The following is a 16516-nucleotide window of genomic DNA, read 5'->3' as shown; positions in this document are numbered from 1 at the left end:
TTCTCATAATTTATGACCGCCCCTTTAGCTAAATTTCGAATTGCGATCATCGCCCATTCTTTATATCCGATTGCCGAGCCCTTTGCCGGTGGTCTTGAGATGATCACTCAGCTTATTTGCAACCAACTGGTCGCTCAAGGTCATGAGGTACTGCTATTTGCTCACCGCGATAGCCAAACACAAGCGACATTGGTGCCGCTGTTATCTCGGGATGAAGTGTCGGCAATGACCAAAGAAGGTGATGCTGATCTGTTTGAAATGACGCCGAATGAGGTTTATCAGCATTTGGCATATCAGGCTGCGATGCGCGATCTTATTGAGCGCGACCAGCTAAAGCCTTTTGATATCATTCACAATCACAGTTTGCATCATGTGCCGATGCTTATGGGGCAGGCGTTTGGCGAGCGCTTTTTTAGCACTTTTCACACGCCCAATTTGCCGCAATTGCGCTTGGCATTGTTAACGCTGCAATTGGGAACGACAACGCAATTTACCGCCGTCAGTCGCTATCAACAGCATGTATTTGCGCCGTTTGTTCCCTCAAATGTGGTTTATAACGGCATTGAGGTCGATAACTTTACTGCCAATATCCAACTGATAAATGATGAGGTTTATTTTTGGTTTGGGCGCATTTGCCCTGAAAAAGGCACGCATTTGGCAATGGAATATTGCTTAGCTGCGAACAAACGCTTGATTATCGCAGGACCTAAAAGCAATGAAGCTTATTTTCATGAAAAAGTAGCCCCGCTATTGGCAGCCGATGGTCAACATGGCGCGCCAAAATATTTTGATTACGTTGGTCATTTAACCAAAGCTGAAATCAATCATTATTTAACCCAAGCTACCGCCATGCTATTTACCAGCACTTGGGATGAGCCTTATGGCTTAACTTTAGCTGAAAGCTTAGCTTGCGGGACGCCCGTTATCGGCTTTGAGGTTGGCGCAAGCTCAGAAATCATCACCGAAAAAACCGGTATTATCGTTCCTAAAATGGACAAAGATGCATTTGTTGCCGCTTTTGATAACATCAAGGCGATTTCTCGCGCTGATTGCCGCCGCCGCGCTGAAGAATTTTGCTCAGTTGCTGCTATGGTTGAGGGCTATTTACAGCTTTACTTTGCTACAGCGCAAAAATCGTTGCAAAAAAAATTAGCAATATCGCAATTGGTCAAGCCATTAACCCCAAACACAGTTGATAACTCAGCAGTTTTGCAAGCTTATACGGCAGCTTCAGCTTAAAAGCTAAATTCATAGACATTAAGGTGAAGTTTTAAGTATGAATATTGGCTATTATGCGCATCATCACGGCTCAGGGCATTGCCGGCAAGCGGAAAAACTTGCTGCGTTATTGCCAAAAGACGGTCAAAAAAATATTATTGTTTTTACCAGCTTGAGCGCGGCGCAATCAAATTTTTCAACGATTGATGAGTCGCAAGTTGTGCGATTGGCAGCAGAAGAAGAGCGCTTAGACGAGGTGATTGCTGGTCGCGTAAGCCGCCATTTTATGCCAGAAAGTCTGCATTATTCTCCTGTAGGTAATGTTGATATTCAAGAACGCAGTTGGCAGCTGCTTGACAGCATTCGGCGTTTTAATATTGATTTGATGATTATTGATGTAAGCGTTGAGGTTGCTATGCTTTGCCGAGCGGCAAGTATTCCGTATTTGTATGTCCGGTTGGCAGGAAATCGTGATGATTTGCCGCACCTAAATGCTTTTGCAGGTGCGCTTGGGCTTCTTGCGCCTTATCCGGCAACCTTTGAGGCGCAACATACGCCGGATTGGGTTTGCCAAAAAACGCTTTATTTAGGATTTTTAGCTCAAGGCTGTCAAGTTACTCCTTGCTTTGATCAGTTTCTTGCGACGCTTAATGAGCTTGCTGAAAATAATTCATTGAACCAACAAGACCCTGAAAAAATCGCTCAATACCAACAAGAACATGCCAATAACACGCCATTAATCGCTAAAAAAACGGCGCTGATTACCGTCATTAAAGGCTTTGGCGGTCATAAAAATATTGATGATAAACTGCAAGTACTGCGACAACAGTGGTCAAACGCATTAATTATTTCGCTGGGTCCTATTAGTAATGAGGCGAAAGCTTATGTTGATATTGCCGCGACCGTTTCAGACGTTACGCCATTTATTGCATTTAGCGATTATTTATTGATGGCTTGTGGGTTAAATGCCATTGCCCAAGCAGTTTTATATCCAACGCCGCTTGTTGCGCTTCCTGATGAGCGACCGCATGATGAGCAGCAAGTCATGGCATCAGCGCTTATCAATCAGCAGCGCGCGATGAGTTGGTCACAGTTTTTGGCATACTCAACCACGCTTGATGCGCAATTACTACCAAAAGCTTTGCAAGATCAAACTGCTTTGGACAACAGCCTTGATAATAAAGTGGCAGTCGATTTCATGACAAGCTTGGCAGTAGGCAATTCAGTTAAAGCTTGGTTTGAGGATTGGTTATTGCCCAAATTTAAAGTATTGCCAACATCCTAAGTTCATCATAATTTAAATAATCGGCGAACAACGATCATCATATAACAAGGCAATCATGTCACAAGTAAATCAAAAAATACTTCCAGTTAGCGTCATTACCACCTGTTTTGGTCGCAATTCGCATTTATATAATTTGCTCTCAAGCCTTGCAACTGCAAGCGCTATCCCAAGTGAAGTGATCATCGTTAATGATGATGCGGAAGCAAAAGTGTTAGCAAGTTATGACTTAACCATTAAGCAAATCCCAACTCAAGTTGCCAAAGCAAACGCCAAATTTGACATTGGCTGCAACCGTAATTTGGGCGCTGCTGCTGCCACCAATAGCGCGTTGATATTTTTAGATGTCGATTGTTTGGTGGCTGATGACTTTATTGAAAGCCTATTTAATCGCTTAAGACATCATCCAAAAGCCTTACTTATGGGGCAGCCGCGCTATTTAACCCGACCGCTGTCAGAAAATGAAGCCAAGCAGTTAAATCAAGGCAAGCTTGCAATGACAACGCTGAATCGGCTTTCTATCCTCAATCCTTACCGTTTTAATTTTAATAAAAACAAGGATGCTGAAAATCTAGCTGATAGCAACCATGGCATTTTGCTTACTGAAGATTACGGCGCGTTTTGGAGCTTATGCTTTGCCATTTCCCGCAATCAGTTTGAACGCATTGGCGGCTTTGATACTGATTATATTGGCTATGGCGCGGAAGATACCGACTTTGCTTTTAGCGCAAAAGCGCTTGGCATCGATTTTTATTTGACTGATGATGTCGTTTATCATCAGCAGCACAGCGTTTATCGACCACCGCTTAACCATTTGGGCAGCATCGTGGTCAATGCCAACCGCTTTTATGACAAATGGCAGCATTGGGCAATGTCGGGATGGTTGTCTGAATTTGCTCAATTGCAGCTGATTGACTGGTCAGCGGCAAAGTCCACGCCGATTGTCATCCAAAAACTGCCCACCAAAGCTCAGATTCAAGCGGCTCATCATCCTGATGCGCCTTTTGTTTGAGGCGGACTATCAATCTCAATATTGGTTAATGCGCTTAACGCCTGCGGGTGGATTGGCAAGCTCAAAGCGCTCAAACTGCCAGTTGTGACCTTCCCAAAAGTAGCCTGTTTTGTCCTCATCATTAAACCCAAGCATAATCATGGTCATAAGATTCGCAGCTTTTTTTTCTTGTTTGACATGATAGCGCGCAGCGAGCAGCAAACGATAAAGCAAAAATCCGGACGTTGGCGCTGAGGAGTGAATGTGGCTAAAGATCGGGTAATCGCTTACCACCGCATGCGTTTCGGGCAATACGCGGCAGTGATTTTGAGACATAATTGCTGATTTCATAGCCGCAGGCACGCTCAATTGCCTAAATTTGGTGATGGGATCGTCACTTGGTCGTGGGTCGTCGTTTGGGGTTGGAAATTGGTAAGGAATATTAGCAAACATCATCCCAACAGGCGCTTGCGATTGCATCGTTTCAATATGATTGACATGGTTGCTTCGCGGCGGCATACCAAAATGTAAATTACTACTCCCAATCTGCCGAAAAAATAAAAGCTTTGGCAATAATTTTGCGCAATCATGATCCGTAAAAAAGTCAGCATGAATAAAATGATTAAACAGCACTACAATGTCCGTAGGTTTAAGTAATCTGTCAAGCGTGGTTGTCGAAATCGACGGATTATTGGCAATACAAACAATGCGCTGCTGCTTAAGTAGAGCAGTTTGCGTGACCAAAGGCAAACTTAAAAAGGCATCTTTGGCATGACTTTTGGCTTGAAGGGTTTGGTTTTGCGAAAAGTTTGCAGGGTGATGATGAAAGATTTCTTCATCCGAAATCGCGGCTAAAAACGCAGGCGAGTGGCGGGATAAGTTGGTCATAAAAGCAAATTGAACCTTGTAATAAATTGAGCTAATTTTTGATTTTATTATTAAATTTGCGTTACTTTGGTTGGAAGATAACGTGAAAAACAGCCAAAAAGTTTATTATGACTATAAAAAACATTCTGCTACACGATGATACCTTTTTATTGTAAAAAAAAGCCAAAAATTCATTATGATAAACGCAACTACTCTAAATTAGGATGTCCACTCATGACTCATACTGTTAAGCATTCAGCAATTAAAACCATAAGTACAGCGCTTTGTTTGGGATTGTCGGTGAGTGCTTTTAGCATCAGTGCCTACAGCGCCACGGCGTCAACCAAACCTGCTCATGAATCAAGCGAAGTTCGCGCGGCAAAAGCTGCCAAAGTCAGTCTAAAACAAGCCATAAATATTGCCAGTAAGCATTCTAAAGGCACTTTAGTCAGCGCTGAATTTGATGATGATGACAGCAAAACAAAAGGCGGCGTTTATGAGATTGAGTTTAGTTCTGCCACTCAAAATTATGAAACCAAAATTGACGCGCTGACCGGACAAGTTATCAGTAAAGACAGCGAGCGCTTAGATAGCGGCGATATTAGCGACTATCAAACGCAGCTTAAGGCTAAAATTAATATCATGAATGCCATCAACCGCGCCGAAAAGCACTCTGGGGGTCGCGTGATGGAAATTGAGTTTAAAAACGACCGCGATTACAACGCCCATCCAAGCTATTATGAAATTGAAGTGCTCAAAGGCAATCAAATTACTGAGCTGAGCATGGATGCCAATTCAGGGCAAGTCTTTAAAACTAAAGTAAAAAACTAACGGCAAAATAAGCAGTGATCGGCTAAAAAACACTTGCAAAACGCAGGTGTTTTTTTATTTAGCAGGTTGGTTAGCAATTATAGCCGCTCAAAGCACGATTAGCTTTAATTTATCGCCGCAATTTCACCGTTTTTGTACGCTTCTTTGGCGGAATTACGTTAAGATAAAAGCTTTCTTGTGTCGTTACCCTTAATTTTATAAAATTTGCGGTAGTAAAAGTTGTCAAAACGCTATTTTTAATAACATATTTTTAAAACTATTGAAAAAATCAAGCATCAACCTTAAATTGGCTAGCTTTCCAATGATCAAGACGATGATGTTGTAAAATTATAACAACTTTTTTAAAAAGGACGCCTTATGATTCGCCGATCCCTTCTTATTTTTGCCGCAAGCGCTGCAATTTTAAGCGCTTGTAGCCAAAACGCGCCAACTGCCGATGCTGAAAAAGCCACCGGTTCGGCAAAAGATGCCAGCCTTATTGAGCGCATCAATAGCGGCGGTACGATCAATGTAGGGACTGAGGGCACGTATCCGCCGTTTACGTATCATGATAAAAGCGGCAAATTGACCGGCTATGATGTTGAGGTGACTAGAGCGATTGCAGACAAACTGGGCGTCAAAGTCGAGTTTAAAGAGACGCAGTGGGATGCCATGCTGGCAGGATTGGATGCCAAGCGCTTTGATATGGTGGCAAATCAGGTGAGCTTAACCACCCCTGAGCGCCAAGCCAAATATGACAAAGCAACGGCTTATAGCTGGTCGGGCGCGGTTGTTCTTGCGCCAAAAGATGACAATCGCTACAGCTCATGGGAGGCGCTCAAAGGGCTTCGCTCTGCGCAGTCAATTACCAGTAACTATGGCGAGCTTGCTGAGCGTTATCAAACCACGATCGTTCCGGTTGAGGGTATGGCGCAAGCGGTGGAGCTGGTTAAACAAGACCGCGCTGACTTTACGATGAATGATAACTTAGCGGTGCTCGATTACCTCAAAAACGTTCCTAATAGTGGTCTTGAGATTAAGCTTGTTGCGCCAAAAGAAGAGCTTCGCGGTTCAGGATTGGTACTTAGAAAAGGCGAGGATGAAGCGGTTGCCAAAATCAATGAGGCAATGAGTCAATTGCAAGCCGACGGCACTTTGACCAAATTGAGCCAAGAGTTTTTTGGTGCTGATATCAGCCAGCAACCAAAATGACAGCGCTTAGTGATCTTTTAGCGCTTCTGCCATTTATGACGCCGGAGCGTGCCCAAATCGTCATTGACTCGTTTTGGCCAATGCTTAAAGCGGGGATTTATTATTCCATTCCGTTAGCGCTGATCTCCTTTGCCATTGGCATGATTATCGCGCTTGGGGTGGCGCTTATTCGCATTGTTCCGCGAGCCAGCCTTTGGCATCGTGTCATTTATCGCTTAGCGCGAATTTATGTTTCTGCCATTCGCGGAACGCCAATGCTGGTTCAGCTGTTTATTATTTTTTACGGTTTGCCAAGCATCGGTGTCAAGCTCGATCCTTTTCCCTCAGCAACCATTGCGTTTTCGCTAAATATCGGCGCTTATGCCTCAGAAACGGTTCGCGCGGCGATTTTATCGATTCCAAAAGGTCAGTGGGAAGCAGGCGCCACAGTTGGGTTGAGCTATTTGCAAACGTTTCGCCATGTCATTTTGCCGCAAGCGCTTCGCGTTTCGGTGCCGCCGCTGTCGAACACCTTTATCAGTTTGGTAAAAGACACCTCGCTTGCCTCCTTGGTTTTGGTTACCGAGCTTTTTAAACAAGCGCAAATCATCACTGCTCGCAATTATGAATTTATGCTCGTTTATACGGAAGCGGCAGTGATTTATTGGTGTATTTGCTTGTTTTTAACCTTTATTCAAGGTCGGGTTGAGATGCGTCTTGATCGTTATGTGGCGCGATAGATTTGGCTTATAAGCTTACGCTCAACCCTTTGTTTAAAAATTATATTGCTGCTGTCAGGAGCCTTAATGATTCAAATTAGTAACATTCAAAAAGCATTTGGCGACAACAGGGTATTAAAGGGGATTGATTTAACCATCCAAAAAGGCAGCGTGGTGGTGATTTTGGGACCTTCAGGATCAGGAAAAACCACCTTTTTACGCTGTTTAAATGCCCTTGAAATCCCCGATAATGGGGTGATTGCGTTTGATGATGGCAGCTTAACCGTAGATTTTGGCGCTCATCCCAGTAAAAAATCATTGATCGCGCTTCAACGAAAATCTGGAATGGTTTTTCAGTCCTACAATTTATTTCCGCATAAAACCGCTGCGGAAAATTTAATGTTAGGTCCCATGATTGCCCAAAAAAAATCCAAAGCCCAAAGCCATGAGCAAGCATTACAGCTGTTAGCCAAAGTAGGACTTAAAGATAAAGCGGACTTGTATCCGTTTCAACTCTCTGGCGGTCAGCAGCAGCGCATTGGTATTGCAAGGGCGCTGGCTATTGAGCCTGAGCTGTTATTATTTGATGAGCCAACCTCAGCGCTTGATCCGGAACTGGTTCAGGACGTTCTTGCAACCATGAAGCAGTTGGCGTCAGAGGGTTGGACGATGGTGGTGGTCACTCACGAAATCAGCTTTGCTCGCGACGTTGCCGATCATGTGGTATTGATTGAAGATGGCGTTGTCGTTGAGGAGGGCAGCGCCGAGCAGCTGTTTGAGCGCTCAACCCATCCAAGAACGCGCGCGTTTTTACAGCGGATTTTGCAGTGATTTTTAACCCCTCATAAAAAAGCCAGCTGAATGACTCAACTGGCTTTTTGATATCTCAATGATCCATTAGTTGGCTGATGCGCCTTCATAATCAACGCAAACTTCCCAATCATCGATATTAAGTTCAATACAGTTATTGCCTTCGCCATTGATTCGATCAACCACTAAAAAGTCACAATCTGCGCTAAGTGCTAGCAAAGGATGGTGCCAAACGTTGGCATCATACTGAACGCCTTGATGTGATTTGGCATAAAATACTTTTAAATCATCCACAGATTTAGGTGCATCGCCAGCTTTAGCAACCACAACAAGGTAGTCACGACCGTTCATAGAAAAGAACGCTTGCGTGCCAAACGGATGGTATTCCATGACAGATAGGGTGATGGGGCAGTCGCGTTTTTTGGTGCGAAAAATACTAAAGCCAACTTCACCACCATCCAAAGCAACTTTTGAGATGGCATGATGACGACAAGCATAGCCGCGGTTGATATCCCAGCTGTTTTCAGGACAAGCTTCCTTCTCATTGTAAGGCTCGATCACGGAGCCATAAGGCGCAAATGCTTCTTTGGTTAATGGTTGTGCGATAATTTTATTTTTCATACTTCTACCTTTTTAGCAGCGTTGAGCCATTTACCACAATGATAAGCTCAGCTTAAACGACTATTTAAGCTAAGCGGGGGTAAACTCAAAAGAGTGAGGCTTAAAAGCTGCTCATAATCCTTTATGGTTAGTTAATGATCGATGGGGTTTTGATAGTTGCAAGCTAAGATCATTATTAGCCGCTATCAGGTGACGGCGATCACCGTCAAGTCGATTATTTGCTATGTTGATGATCTGATAAAAGACCGAAGGCTGATAATACGTGCCCAAAGACACGTATTAAGCATAACTTTTGAAATTAAAGAAATAACCGACCTTAAATTACATCCAATTGGTCGTGTTTTCTTTGGTGGCTGGATGATTTTCATACCAGTGCTTAGCGATTTGATCGCGGCGGCAAACCCAAACATCAGGCTTGCTGGTGATGTATTGTAAAAACTTCTTAAGAGCGGTAATGCGACCAGCACGACCGATAATTCGGCAATGAAGACCGATGGTCAACATTTTAGGAGTGTCAGCGCCTTCTTCATAAAGGGTATCAAAGCTGTCTTTTAAATACTGATAAAAAGGTTCAGCGTTGGTAAATCCAGGGCTTGATGAGAAGCGCATGTCATTGGTTTCAAGCGTGTAGGGGATAACCAAATGCGGCTTTCTTACGATGCTGCTGCCATCTTCTACTTTAACATCGACCCAATAAGGAAGCTCATCGGCATAAGAGTCGGAGTCATAAACATAGCCACCTTGCTCAACAACAAGCTCGCGCGTGTTTGGACTATCGCGACCGGTGTACCAGCCTAAAGGTTGCTTGCCAAGCATGCGCTCGAATATTTCAGTAGCGCGGCGAACATGCTCACGCTCAACTTCACGGTACATGTATTGATACGTAATCCAGCGCAGACCGTGGCTTGCAATTTCGTGACCATCTTCTAAAACGCGCTCGATGATGTGCGGGGTTTTTTCAGCAGCAGCAGCACAAGTAAAGGTGGTAAGTGGCAGACCGTAATCTTTAAATAGATCTAAAATGCGCCAAACCCCAACGCGGCTGCCGTATTCAAACGCAGATTCGATGGATTGGTGACGGTTGGTAAATTCAGGCGTTCCTAACACATCAGACAAAAAGCGCTCCGACTGACCATCGCCGTGCAATACGCTATTTTCTGCGCCTTCTTCGATGTTTAATACAAACTGAACGGCAATCTTCGCGCCACCTGGCCAATTTGCTTTTGGGGGATTGCCAGCATAGCCTTTAAGATCGCGTGGATAGGCGTCGTGATCAAAGTCACTGGTGATTTTTGGAGTCGTCATAACAAATCCTTGAGGGTTAATTTGAGGCTCAATGACCTTGCCAATCAGATCGATGGCGCAGGATAGAATAAGGGTTGAGCCCATGATTTTGCAGCCAAACGCTTCTATCCAAGCAAGTTTAAAGCCGTTATTTTATTTCTGACCAAACCATGTGCTAAGTCAGAATTATTTGGCGTAAATGTTTGGAATCTAAACGATTTACTGAAGGTAAACTTTGAAATTATCATTAATCGCGGATTGTTAGATATGGGGAAACCCGGAAATCACGCGGTAACTCATGGGCTGATCATTAATCGTAAAACAGTGGTTGTAACTAATCATTAAAACCAGAATGTTTATAATTTGAATTGCAATTACTGTATGACGATATAGCGCTTTGGTCAAGCTAAATCTGCAAATAATTAGAAAAAAATCGTCGATTTTAATAACTAAATTTTTAAAGAAGAAAGGTTTTAACTATAGAAAAATAAGCGGCTGACGATCTATCAGCCACTTATCTTTTTGATCAAGCAATTAATAGCAATTGCTATTAATAAACGCTAAGCGATGACTTACAATCCTGAAGCGTAAGCAACCACTTTTTGACGCTCTTCATCCGTCATTTTGGTGATGTTTCCAAGCGGCATGTAGCTGCTTTGAACGGCAGTAACAATTTTTGCTTTATGCGTTTTAATGTCAGCAGCTTCTTGCAAAATGATACCAGCAGGAGGAGCTGCAAAGCCTGGCTGAGTTGGCTGAGCGGCGTGACAAACGGTGCAGCGCTCATGAACGATAGCCATGATGGCATCATCACCTGAAGCGGCAGCAGGCGTTGCTTCTGCGGTTGCAGTATCACCAGCGGCAGGAGCAGCAGCCCCATCAGCAGGTGCAGCGGTAGTGGCACTATCGGCAGCAGGAGCCGTGCTTTTAGCAACAGGGGCTGCTGATTTGATAGGTGACACAGGAGCTGGCTCAATTGGCGCCGGACGCATTAAGAAAATTAAAATCAAAGTTAAAATTGCAGGAACGATCAAGAACTGTGGCTTGATTTTTCCTAAGTGTTTTTGGTTGAAGAAATGACGAGCCGTTGCGGTAATGATACCTACAAATACCAACACTACCCAGCCGCTAAGCCAGCTGCTGTTTGGCGAGTACATCATTGGGTAGTGGTTACTGATCATTGTGAAGATCAATGGTAGCGTAAAGTAGTTGTTCATTAGTGAACGGTTACGCGCCATCAAGGCTAAGTTTGCAACGTTTTGGTCTGGTTTGACACCGCGGCGAACGCAATCAACAAGCGCGCGCTGGGCTGGCATAATCCCAAAGAATACGTTACCTGCCATGATCGTACCAAGTAAGGCACCAACGTGGATAAATGACGCACGATCGCTGAACAACTGATACGCGCCCCAGCTTGCAATGATCATCAAAATGAACATCAAAAGACTGAAAGCAACTGCGTTTTTACCGATGCGGCTACGAACGATGACTTCGTATAACGCGTAGCTACCAAATAAGAAAAGTAAGCTTGTCGCAATTGCCCCAAGGCTGTTTCCAAAAGCGACCTTATTTGGATCGATCAAATAAGCGGTTGCGTTGGCATAATAGACAATCGACAACATACACATACCCGTAAGCCAGGTAGTGTAAGCTTCCCACTTAAACCAATGCAGCGTTTTTGGCATTTCTTCAGGTTCAAGTTTGTATTTGGCAATTTCATAGAAACCACCACCGTGAACCGCCCAAAGATCCCCTGAAATCCCTTTATCAGATTTCCATTGGGGCGGCTTTTGTAAACTCATATCGAGCCAAACGAAATAGAATGACGCGCCAATCCAAGCTACCCCAGCGATAACGTGGAACCAGCGGAAGAATAAGTTTAACCAATCGAGAATATATGCGCCCATGCAGCAAGTGTCCTTTTGTGTTGCTAGGTCGTGGTAAGTGATAACAGCGGCAGCGCATCATACAGTCACAATTTATGGCGATATGATGAAACAAGCAGTCAGTTGCCGGCTTATTGGAACGATGACTGATGACCCCTTATTATCCGTATAAGTTGCCAAAAGTTGACCTCAATTCCAAAAGCAATTTATTGAAGTTAAACAATGAATTAAGACAAAGATTAAATTACCAGAGCTAGCGTGTTGAAATATTCATAGGAAATAAATGGGTGGCTTTTAACTAAAAGTGTTAAAGCTGTTTATAACCAAAGACGTTAAAAACAGCGATAACCTCAATCAAAAGCCTTTAGCGACCATCAAAAATCAATTACGACCCGCGGTAAGTGCCGTAACCATGAGCGCTTAATAATAAAGGCACATGGTAGTGGCTTTCATCGCTGACCACAAAATCGATAACGACTTGTGGATAAAACGCTTTTAACTCTTGCGAATCAAAATAAGATTGCGTATCAAAGCTTAGCGTGTAGCGACCGGCTGATAAGTTGCAATCTTTGCTGTCAACGGATGAATCAAATTGCCAATCATTTGGGGTAACGCGACCATCATCGTTGGTGGTGCCGTTTGCAAGTAACGTCGCTTCACCACTGTCGCTAACTCGGTGCAGAGTCACAGCGATATTGGCGGCAGGCGTTCCAAGATGAGTGTCTAAAATATGCGAAGATAGGGTGGCTGACATAGTGCTTCCTTGTTAAAAGTCAGTTCACGATCCAAGGATCATGATTAAAAAATGATAAATCCTAATGGCTTATTACGCTAATCCAAACATCTTTTGGATACGAAGGCGAGTAATTTTGTTTTGCTCAGCGCCTGCGTTAGCAAGCTCAGTATCGCGGCTGTTTGGTAATCGTGCAAGCAACAAATCAAGCATTTGCTGAGCGCTTTTGCCGGTCGCAAAAACAATAAAAATAAAGCCAAATTTGTCTAAATAGTCCTGATTACCTTGAGCCAATGCTTCTAAAACGCTGTCATCTGCTTCGCTTGCGCCTGATTGCTCATGAGCTGCGCTGGCTTGAGTATTGCGGTATTTTTCTTTTAAAGAATCGACATTACCAATTTGCGGATGACCTTCAAAAGCTTCCATCAAGTTGGCTTCAGACTTTGCTGCCTCATCCCAAGCGGCATCGCTGGCTTTGAGCATATCATCAATATCAGCAAAAGGTTTTTTTTCAGCAAGTGCTTTTGCCCAAGCTTCACTGGTGCAGCAGGTGAGCAGCTGAGAGGTTGCTTCAGAATCCGATAAATTATTAAATTGTTGCAAAGTGAGGCTCATAATGACATCCTTTTCTTTTAACCACCGCTCATAATTGAGCTAAAATCATTTCACAATCTTGTATTGTTAAAATGATATGAATTCCAACCAAATTGGTTTATATTGTCTATTCTGCTAAAACCTGACTATTTGGTCAACTATTTTATAAAAAATATTTTTAATTGTCTTGCTTTATTCTAAAATAATTTCACTATTTAAAGTTTTTTTGAGATAAAGCTGATCTTTTCCACTTATCGCAACTGATTGTTATGATTCAAAAAACCTCAAAAAGCCTTTCCCAAACCACTTCTCGAAGCCAACAAGACATTCGCGCTCATAACCAAGCCTTAATTTTAAGCGCCGCTGAAGAAGAGTTTGTGCTGCAAAGCTATCGCGGGGCGACCATGCAAGGGATTGCGGATCGGGCGGGGCTGCCCAAAGCCAATATTCATTACTATTTTAAGAACAAAAAAAATTTATATAAAGCGGTCTTAAGGTCAATCATTGAAGAATGGAATGACGGGCTAGTCACAATGACGGTGGATAGCGATCCTAAAACGGTGATTGAAAAGTTTGTTCGAACCAAATTAAAGCAAGCGTTTGCTCATCCCAACCGTCATAAGCTGTTTGCCATCGAAGTGATCGGCGGCGCGCCTCACCTTCACGATTTTATGTCATCAACCATGAAAGCTTGGGCGCTTGATAAAACTTACGTGATGAAGTCGTGGTATGATCAAGGCAAAATTGGCATTGACGATCCGCTGCAATTGCTTATTTTGATTTGGGCGACCACTCAGCGCTACGCTGAGTTTGAAACGGAAGTGGTGGGGCTACTTGGAAAACAGTCCTATGATAAATCCGATGAGTCGCGAGCTGAAGCGTTTTTGATTCCGTTTATCCTAAAAGGTTGCGGGTTGGATTAGCGTTAATTTACGCAATTATTGTTTATCCATCCTTCCAATAAAAAAGAACCATTCCTATAGTTAAGCCTACCTTAGGTTTGCAGTTTTTCCTGTCTAATCAAATTTTTTTGTTATCCTGCCAATCAATAATCTGCCCCAGTCGTAACACTTTACTTTATAAATTATTACTCAAAATTTATGCTTAAAGCTTCGTAGTTTCAAAGCGTTATTGGCTATTTGTCCTATTTTTACCATAAGCTTCCTTTCTTATTTTTCTTCATTATCCGATCTGTTTATGGTTTCGTATTAAAAAATATTTGGTGTAAATATTGCCAAATGATTCGAAGGTCGTTATGATGGCGCAAATTTTAAATGCTAATTATTATCATTTTTATTTATTATTTAAAATAATATTTTGTTGGTAAATCAACAGTAAAAAATTTGCTGCTATAAAAGGAAAAACTCGTGCTGTTTTTCTTTTTAAGAGTAGTCCTTTCTATCATTTCATAAGAATCACAAAGATGATCGCCATAAAACTTCGCCAATACTGCCTTTGGATTCATCGTTATACCGGTCTTTTTATGGCTGGATTTTTGATCATGGCAGGGATCACTGGCGCCTTACTTGCCTTTCATGATGAACTTGATGAGGCGTTTAATCATCAATTGGTTAACGTTCCTCCGCAAAATGCGCCGTTATTGCCGATTGCAAGACTTCATGATAACGTCATTCAAACGTATCCAAACTATAGCTTTTCAAGCCTTCCGGTCATAATTGCGCCAAATAAATCCGTGGTATTTTCAGTGGATAGATCGCGTGATAAGAGCAAATCGGCAGCTAAGCCTTTATTTCAAGAGGTTTATGTTAATCCATATTCAGGGAAAATTATTGGTACTCGCGATAAAGAGGCTTGGCGCGTACAAAACGTGATGTGGAAAGTCTTTTGGCTGCATCGTGAGCTGCTACTTGGCGATGTTGGTAAGTTGCTGCTTGGGGTTGTGGCTTTAATTTGGACGATCAACTGCTTTATTGGCTTTTATTTGACCCTGCCAAGACCGACTAAAACCAGGCAAAATCGTGCCAAAAAACGCGCGTCATTACTCAAACGCTGGCTTCCGGCTTGGAAAATTCGCACCAAAACCAATACCTTTAAGCTGAACTATGACTTGCATCAAGCGTTTGGATTATGGCTTTGGGTGATCTTTTTGGTGATTGCTTGGTCAAGCGTTGGCTTTAACCTCAAGCAAGTTTACCGTCCAGTCATGCAAGCGATGATCGGACTTGAGGAAAAACAGAGAAAAGCTGACAAGCCTCAAGCAAAAGCTGCAAATCAGCCTAAAGGCAACTCAAAAAAGCCGCAAGCTATGCCCACTGATGATAAACATTATGCTGTAACCAAAGCCAATAGCGTAACTTATCTAAGCCAACAAGCTGCTGTTTTAGCAAAAGATCGTGGGGTGATTATTCAAAAACCGTTAGGAGCTCGCTGGGATTCAGAAGAAAAAGCTTGGCAGTTGCGCTTTAAAACCAACAAAGATATTGGTCAAAAAGGCGGCGCTTCGAGCATCACCGTTGATGCCAAATCTGGGGTGGTCACTCGCAGTCATTTTGGTGATGAGAGCGCTGCGGCTGAAAAGACAGACCAGTGGCTCAGCAGCTTACATATGGGGCATATTGGAAAAGATGCTGGTCATTTGGCGTATCAACTATTTTTGGCGCTGGTCGGGATTGCGCTATCAGTAGCGTCGGGCGCTGGGATTTATTTGTGGAACCAAGGTCGGCTGCAACGACAAGCCTCAAAAAGACGCGAGCTGATTAAGACACGCTATCCACAATCACCGGTCGACCCGCATGCTGAAGCACCGTCACCTCAACATTATAAAGCGTCTTGATGGTGGCTTGGGTGATCACATCAACGGGCGCGCCCATTGCCATGATCCGACCTTCTTTCATTGCCACCACGGTATCGGCAAATTGCGCGGCTTGGTTAATGTCATGAAGCACAATGACGACTGTTTTTTTCTGATTTTGACTGAGCTCACGAAGCCTGCGCATAAGCTTTCCGGTATGATACATGTCAAGGTTGTTTAGCGGCTCATCAAGCAGCACATAGGGCGTATCTTGACAAACAATCATCGCGATCAGCACGCGCTGACGCTGACCGCCTGAAAGCGAGGACAAAAAGCGGTGGGCGAGCGGTTCAAGCTCAAAACGCTCGATCATCTCGTGAACTTTTTGAATATCAGCGCTCGTAGGTTTGCCTTGGTGATACGGATAGCGACCAAACATCAGCAGCTCATGAACCCGAAGCCGACCTTGAACGTGATTTTCTTGGCTGAGCATCGCTACCGTTTTGGCAAGGGTTTTGGTATCGCAGTGCGTGATATCAAAATCCCCAAAGCGAACGCTGCCCGATTGCAGCGGTTGTAGCCGCGACATGAGCGAAAACAACGTTGACTTGCCCGCGCCATTGGGACCAATGAGCGCAATGACTTGAGCTTCGGGTAAGGTCACCTCAATATCGTGAAGGATTTGATGCTGACCAATTTGGTAAGAAATGTTTGAAAGCGCAATCATAATGGCTCTTTTTTACAAATAAAAATTTTAA

Annotated in this window: 16 protein-coding genes; 9 read left to right on the top strand and 7 right to left on the bottom strand. The window is 43.4% G+C overall.

What is annotated here, in order from left to right; all coding sequences use genetic code 11:
* Nucleotides 1-12: 12 nt before the first annotated feature.
* The 3 genes from HF322_RS08660 to HF322_RS08650 are packed head-to-tail and all read left to right on the top strand — an operon-like array spanning nucleotide 13 to nucleotide 3512.
* Complete coding sequence (locus HF322_RS08660) at nucleotides 13-1239, top strand: glycosyltransferase (RefSeq protein ID WP_169393035.1); 1227 nt, start codon at nucleotides 13-15, stop codon at nucleotides 1237-1239.
* A 37-nt stretch (nucleotides 1240-1276) separates the two neighbouring features.
* Complete coding sequence (locus HF322_RS08655) at nucleotides 1277-2503, top strand: hypothetical protein (RefSeq protein WP_169393034.1); 1227 nt, start codon at nucleotides 1277-1279, stop codon at nucleotides 2501-2503.
* A 55-nt stretch (nucleotides 2504-2558) separates the two neighbouring features.
* Nucleotides 2559-3512: a glycosyltransferase family 2 protein gene (locus HF322_RS08650; protein ID WP_169393032.1), complete on the top strand. Its 954-nt coding sequence runs from the start codon at nucleotides 2559-2561 to the stop codon at nucleotides 3510-3512.
* Between the two features lie 15 nt (nucleotides 3513-3527).
* On the opposite strand, the gene HF322_RS08645 is transcribed toward HF322_RS08650, so the two are convergent.
* Nucleotides 3528-4379 (bottom strand): hypothetical protein, encoded by an 852-nt coding sequence (locus tag HF322_RS08645; protein WP_169393030.1) that lies wholly within the window; start codon nucleotides 4377-4379, stop codon nucleotides 3528-3530.
* 213 nt (nucleotides 4380-4592) lie between these two features.
* Here HF322_RS08645 and HF322_RS08640 point away from each other — a divergent pair, with 213 nt between their 5' ends.
* The 4 genes from HF322_RS08640 to HF322_RS08625 all read left to right on the top strand — a co-directional run bounded on the left by HF322_RS08640 (nucleotide 4593) and on the right by HF322_RS08625 (nucleotide 7909).
* On the top strand, nucleotides 4593-5189 hold the full coding sequence (locus HF322_RS08640; protein ID WP_169393028.1) for a PepSY domain-containing protein: 597 nt from the start codon (nucleotides 4593-4595) through the stop codon (nucleotides 5187-5189).
* Nucleotides 5190-5546: 357 nt separating this feature from the next.
* Nucleotides 5547-6380, top strand: a complete 834-nt coding sequence (locus HF322_RS08635; protein ID WP_169393027.1) for an amino acid ABC transporter substrate-binding protein — start codon at nucleotides 5547-5549, stop codon at nucleotides 6378-6380.
* Between the two features lie 35 nt (nucleotides 6381-6415).
* Nucleotides 6416-7099, top strand: coding sequence for an amino acid ABC transporter permease (locus tag HF322_RS08630; protein ID WP_219848209.1), 684 nt, complete (start codon nucleotides 6416-6418; stop codon nucleotides 7097-7099).
* A 66-nt stretch (nucleotides 7100-7165) separates the two neighbouring features.
* Nucleotides 7166-7909: an amino acid ABC transporter ATP-binding protein gene (locus tag HF322_RS08625; RefSeq protein WP_169393023.1), complete on the top strand. Its 744-nt coding sequence runs from the start codon at nucleotides 7166-7168 to the stop codon at nucleotides 7907-7909.
* Between the two features lie 66 nt (nucleotides 7910-7975).
* Here HF322_RS08625 and HF322_RS08620 read toward each other — a convergent pair whose 3' ends face one another.
* From HF322_RS08620 to uraD, 5 genes are all read right to left on the bottom strand, one after another.
* Complete coding sequence (locus tag HF322_RS08620) at nucleotides 7976-8509, bottom strand: ureidoglycolate lyase (RefSeq protein WP_169393022.1); 534 nt, start codon at nucleotides 8507-8509, stop codon at nucleotides 7976-7978.
* Nucleotides 8510-8830: 321 nt separating this feature from the next.
* Nucleotides 8831-9814 (bottom strand): allantoinase PuuE, encoded by a 984-nt coding sequence (puuE, locus tag HF322_RS08615; RefSeq protein WP_169393020.1) that lies wholly within the window; start codon nucleotides 9812-9814, stop codon nucleotides 8831-8833.
* A gap of 551 nt (nucleotides 9815-10365) precedes the next feature.
* On the bottom strand, nucleotides 10366-11700 hold the full coding sequence (locus HF322_RS08610) for a urate hydroxylase PuuD (RefSeq protein WP_169393018.1): 1335 nt from the start codon (nucleotides 11698-11700) through the stop codon (nucleotides 10366-10368).
* Between the two features lie 364 nt (nucleotides 11701-12064).
* Nucleotides 12065-12433: a hydroxyisourate hydrolase gene (gene uraH, locus HF322_RS08605; protein ID WP_169393016.1), complete on the bottom strand. Its 369-nt coding sequence runs from the start codon at nucleotides 12431-12433 to the stop codon at nucleotides 12065-12067.
* Between the two features lie 72 nt (nucleotides 12434-12505).
* Nucleotides 12506-13027, bottom strand: a complete 522-nt coding sequence (gene uraD, locus HF322_RS08600; protein ID WP_169393014.1) for a 2-oxo-4-hydroxy-4-carboxy-5-ureidoimidazoline decarboxylase — start codon at nucleotides 13025-13027, stop codon at nucleotides 12506-12508.
* Nucleotides 13028-13275: 248 nt separating this feature from the next.
* Here uraD and HF322_RS08595 point away from each other — a divergent pair, with 248 nt between their 5' ends.
* Together HF322_RS08595 and HF322_RS08590 are read left to right on the top strand one after the other, a co-directional pair.
* Nucleotides 13276-13929: a TetR/AcrR family transcriptional regulator gene (locus tag HF322_RS08595; RefSeq protein ID WP_169393012.1), complete on the top strand. Its 654-nt coding sequence runs from the start codon at nucleotides 13276-13278 to the stop codon at nucleotides 13927-13929.
* A gap of 500 nt (nucleotides 13930-14429) precedes the next feature.
* On the top strand, nucleotides 14430-15800 hold the full coding sequence (locus tag HF322_RS08590; RefSeq protein ID WP_169393011.1) for a PepSY domain-containing protein: 1371 nt from the start codon (nucleotides 14430-14432) through the stop codon (nucleotides 15798-15800).
* Here the strand turns inward: HF322_RS08590 and HF322_RS08585 are convergent.
* Nucleotides 15724-16485, bottom strand: coding sequence for an ABC transporter ATP-binding protein (locus tag HF322_RS08585; RefSeq protein ID WP_169393009.1), 762 nt, complete (start codon nucleotides 16483-16485; stop codon nucleotides 15724-15726). The genes HF322_RS08590 and HF322_RS08585 overlap by 77 nt on opposite strands.
* Between the last annotated feature and the right edge of the window lie 31 nt (nucleotides 16486-16516).

This window comes from Psychrobacter sp. MF31, assembly GCF_012847335.1.
GTDB lineage: Bacteria > Pseudomonadota > Gammaproteobacteria > Pseudomonadales > Moraxellaceae > Psychrobacter.
This window is presented reverse-complemented; position numbering and strand designations above follow the sequence as displayed.

What these genes read in the sequence shown, in the direction of transcription:
- HF322_RS08585 (WP_169393009.1), bottom strand. Translation starts at nt 16,485, where the DNA reads ATGATTGCGCTTTCAAACATTTCTTACCAAATTGGTCAGCATCAAATC.
- HF322_RS08595 (WP_169393012.1), top strand. Translation starts at nt 13,276, where the DNA reads ATGATTCAAAAAACCTCAAAAAGCCTTTCCCAAACCACTTCTCGAAGC.
- uraH (WP_169393016.1), bottom strand. Translation starts at nt 12,433, where the DNA reads ATGTCAGCCACCCTATCTTCGCATATTTTAGACACTCATCTTGGAACG.
- HF322_RS08610 (WP_169393018.1), bottom strand. Translation starts at nt 11,700, where the DNA reads ATGGGCGCATATATTCTCGATTGGTTAAACTTATTCTTCCGCTGGTTC.
- uraD (WP_169393014.1), bottom strand. Translation starts at nt 13,027, where the DNA reads ATGAGCCTCACTTTGCAACAATTTAATAATTTATCGGATTCTGAAGCA.
- HF322_RS08620 (WP_169393022.1), bottom strand. Translation starts at nt 8,509, where the DNA reads ATGAAAAATAAAATTATCGCACAACCATTAACCAAAGAAGCATTTGCG.
- HF322_RS08640 (WP_169393028.1), top strand. Translation starts at nt 4,593, where the DNA reads ATGACTCATACTGTTAAGCATTCAGCAATTAAAACCATAAGTACAGCG.
- HF322_RS08645 (WP_169393030.1), bottom strand. Translation starts at nt 4,379, where the DNA reads ATGACCAACTTATCCCGCCACTCGCCTGCGTTTTTAGCCGCGATTTCG.
- HF322_RS08590 (WP_169393011.1), top strand. Translation starts at nt 14,430, where the DNA reads ATGATCGCCATAAAACTTCGCCAATACTGCCTTTGGATTCATCGTTAT.
- HF322_RS08655 (WP_169393034.1), top strand. Translation starts at nt 1,277, where the DNA reads ATGAATATTGGCTATTATGCGCATCATCACGGCTCAGGGCATTGCCGG.
- HF322_RS08625 (WP_169393023.1), top strand. Translation starts at nt 7,166, where the DNA reads ATGATTCAAATTAGTAACATTCAAAAAGCATTTGGCGACAACAGGGTA.
- HF322_RS08635 (WP_169393027.1), top strand. Translation starts at nt 5,547, where the DNA reads ATGATTCGCCGATCCCTTCTTATTTTTGCCGCAAGCGCTGCAATTTTA.
- puuE (WP_169393020.1), bottom strand. Translation starts at nt 9,814, where the DNA reads ATGACGACTCCAAAAATCACCAGTGACTTTGATCACGACGCCTATCCA.
- HF322_RS08660 (WP_169393035.1), top strand. Translation starts at nt 13, where the DNA reads ATGACCGCCCCTTTAGCTAAATTTCGAATTGCGATCATCGCCCATTCT.
- HF322_RS08630 (WP_219848209.1), top strand. Translation starts at nt 6,416, where the DNA reads ATGACGCCGGAGCGTGCCCAAATCGTCATTGACTCGTTTTGGCCAATG.
- HF322_RS08650 (WP_169393032.1), top strand. Translation starts at nt 2,559, where the DNA reads ATGTCACAAGTAAATCAAAAAATACTTCCAGTTAGCGTCATTACCACC.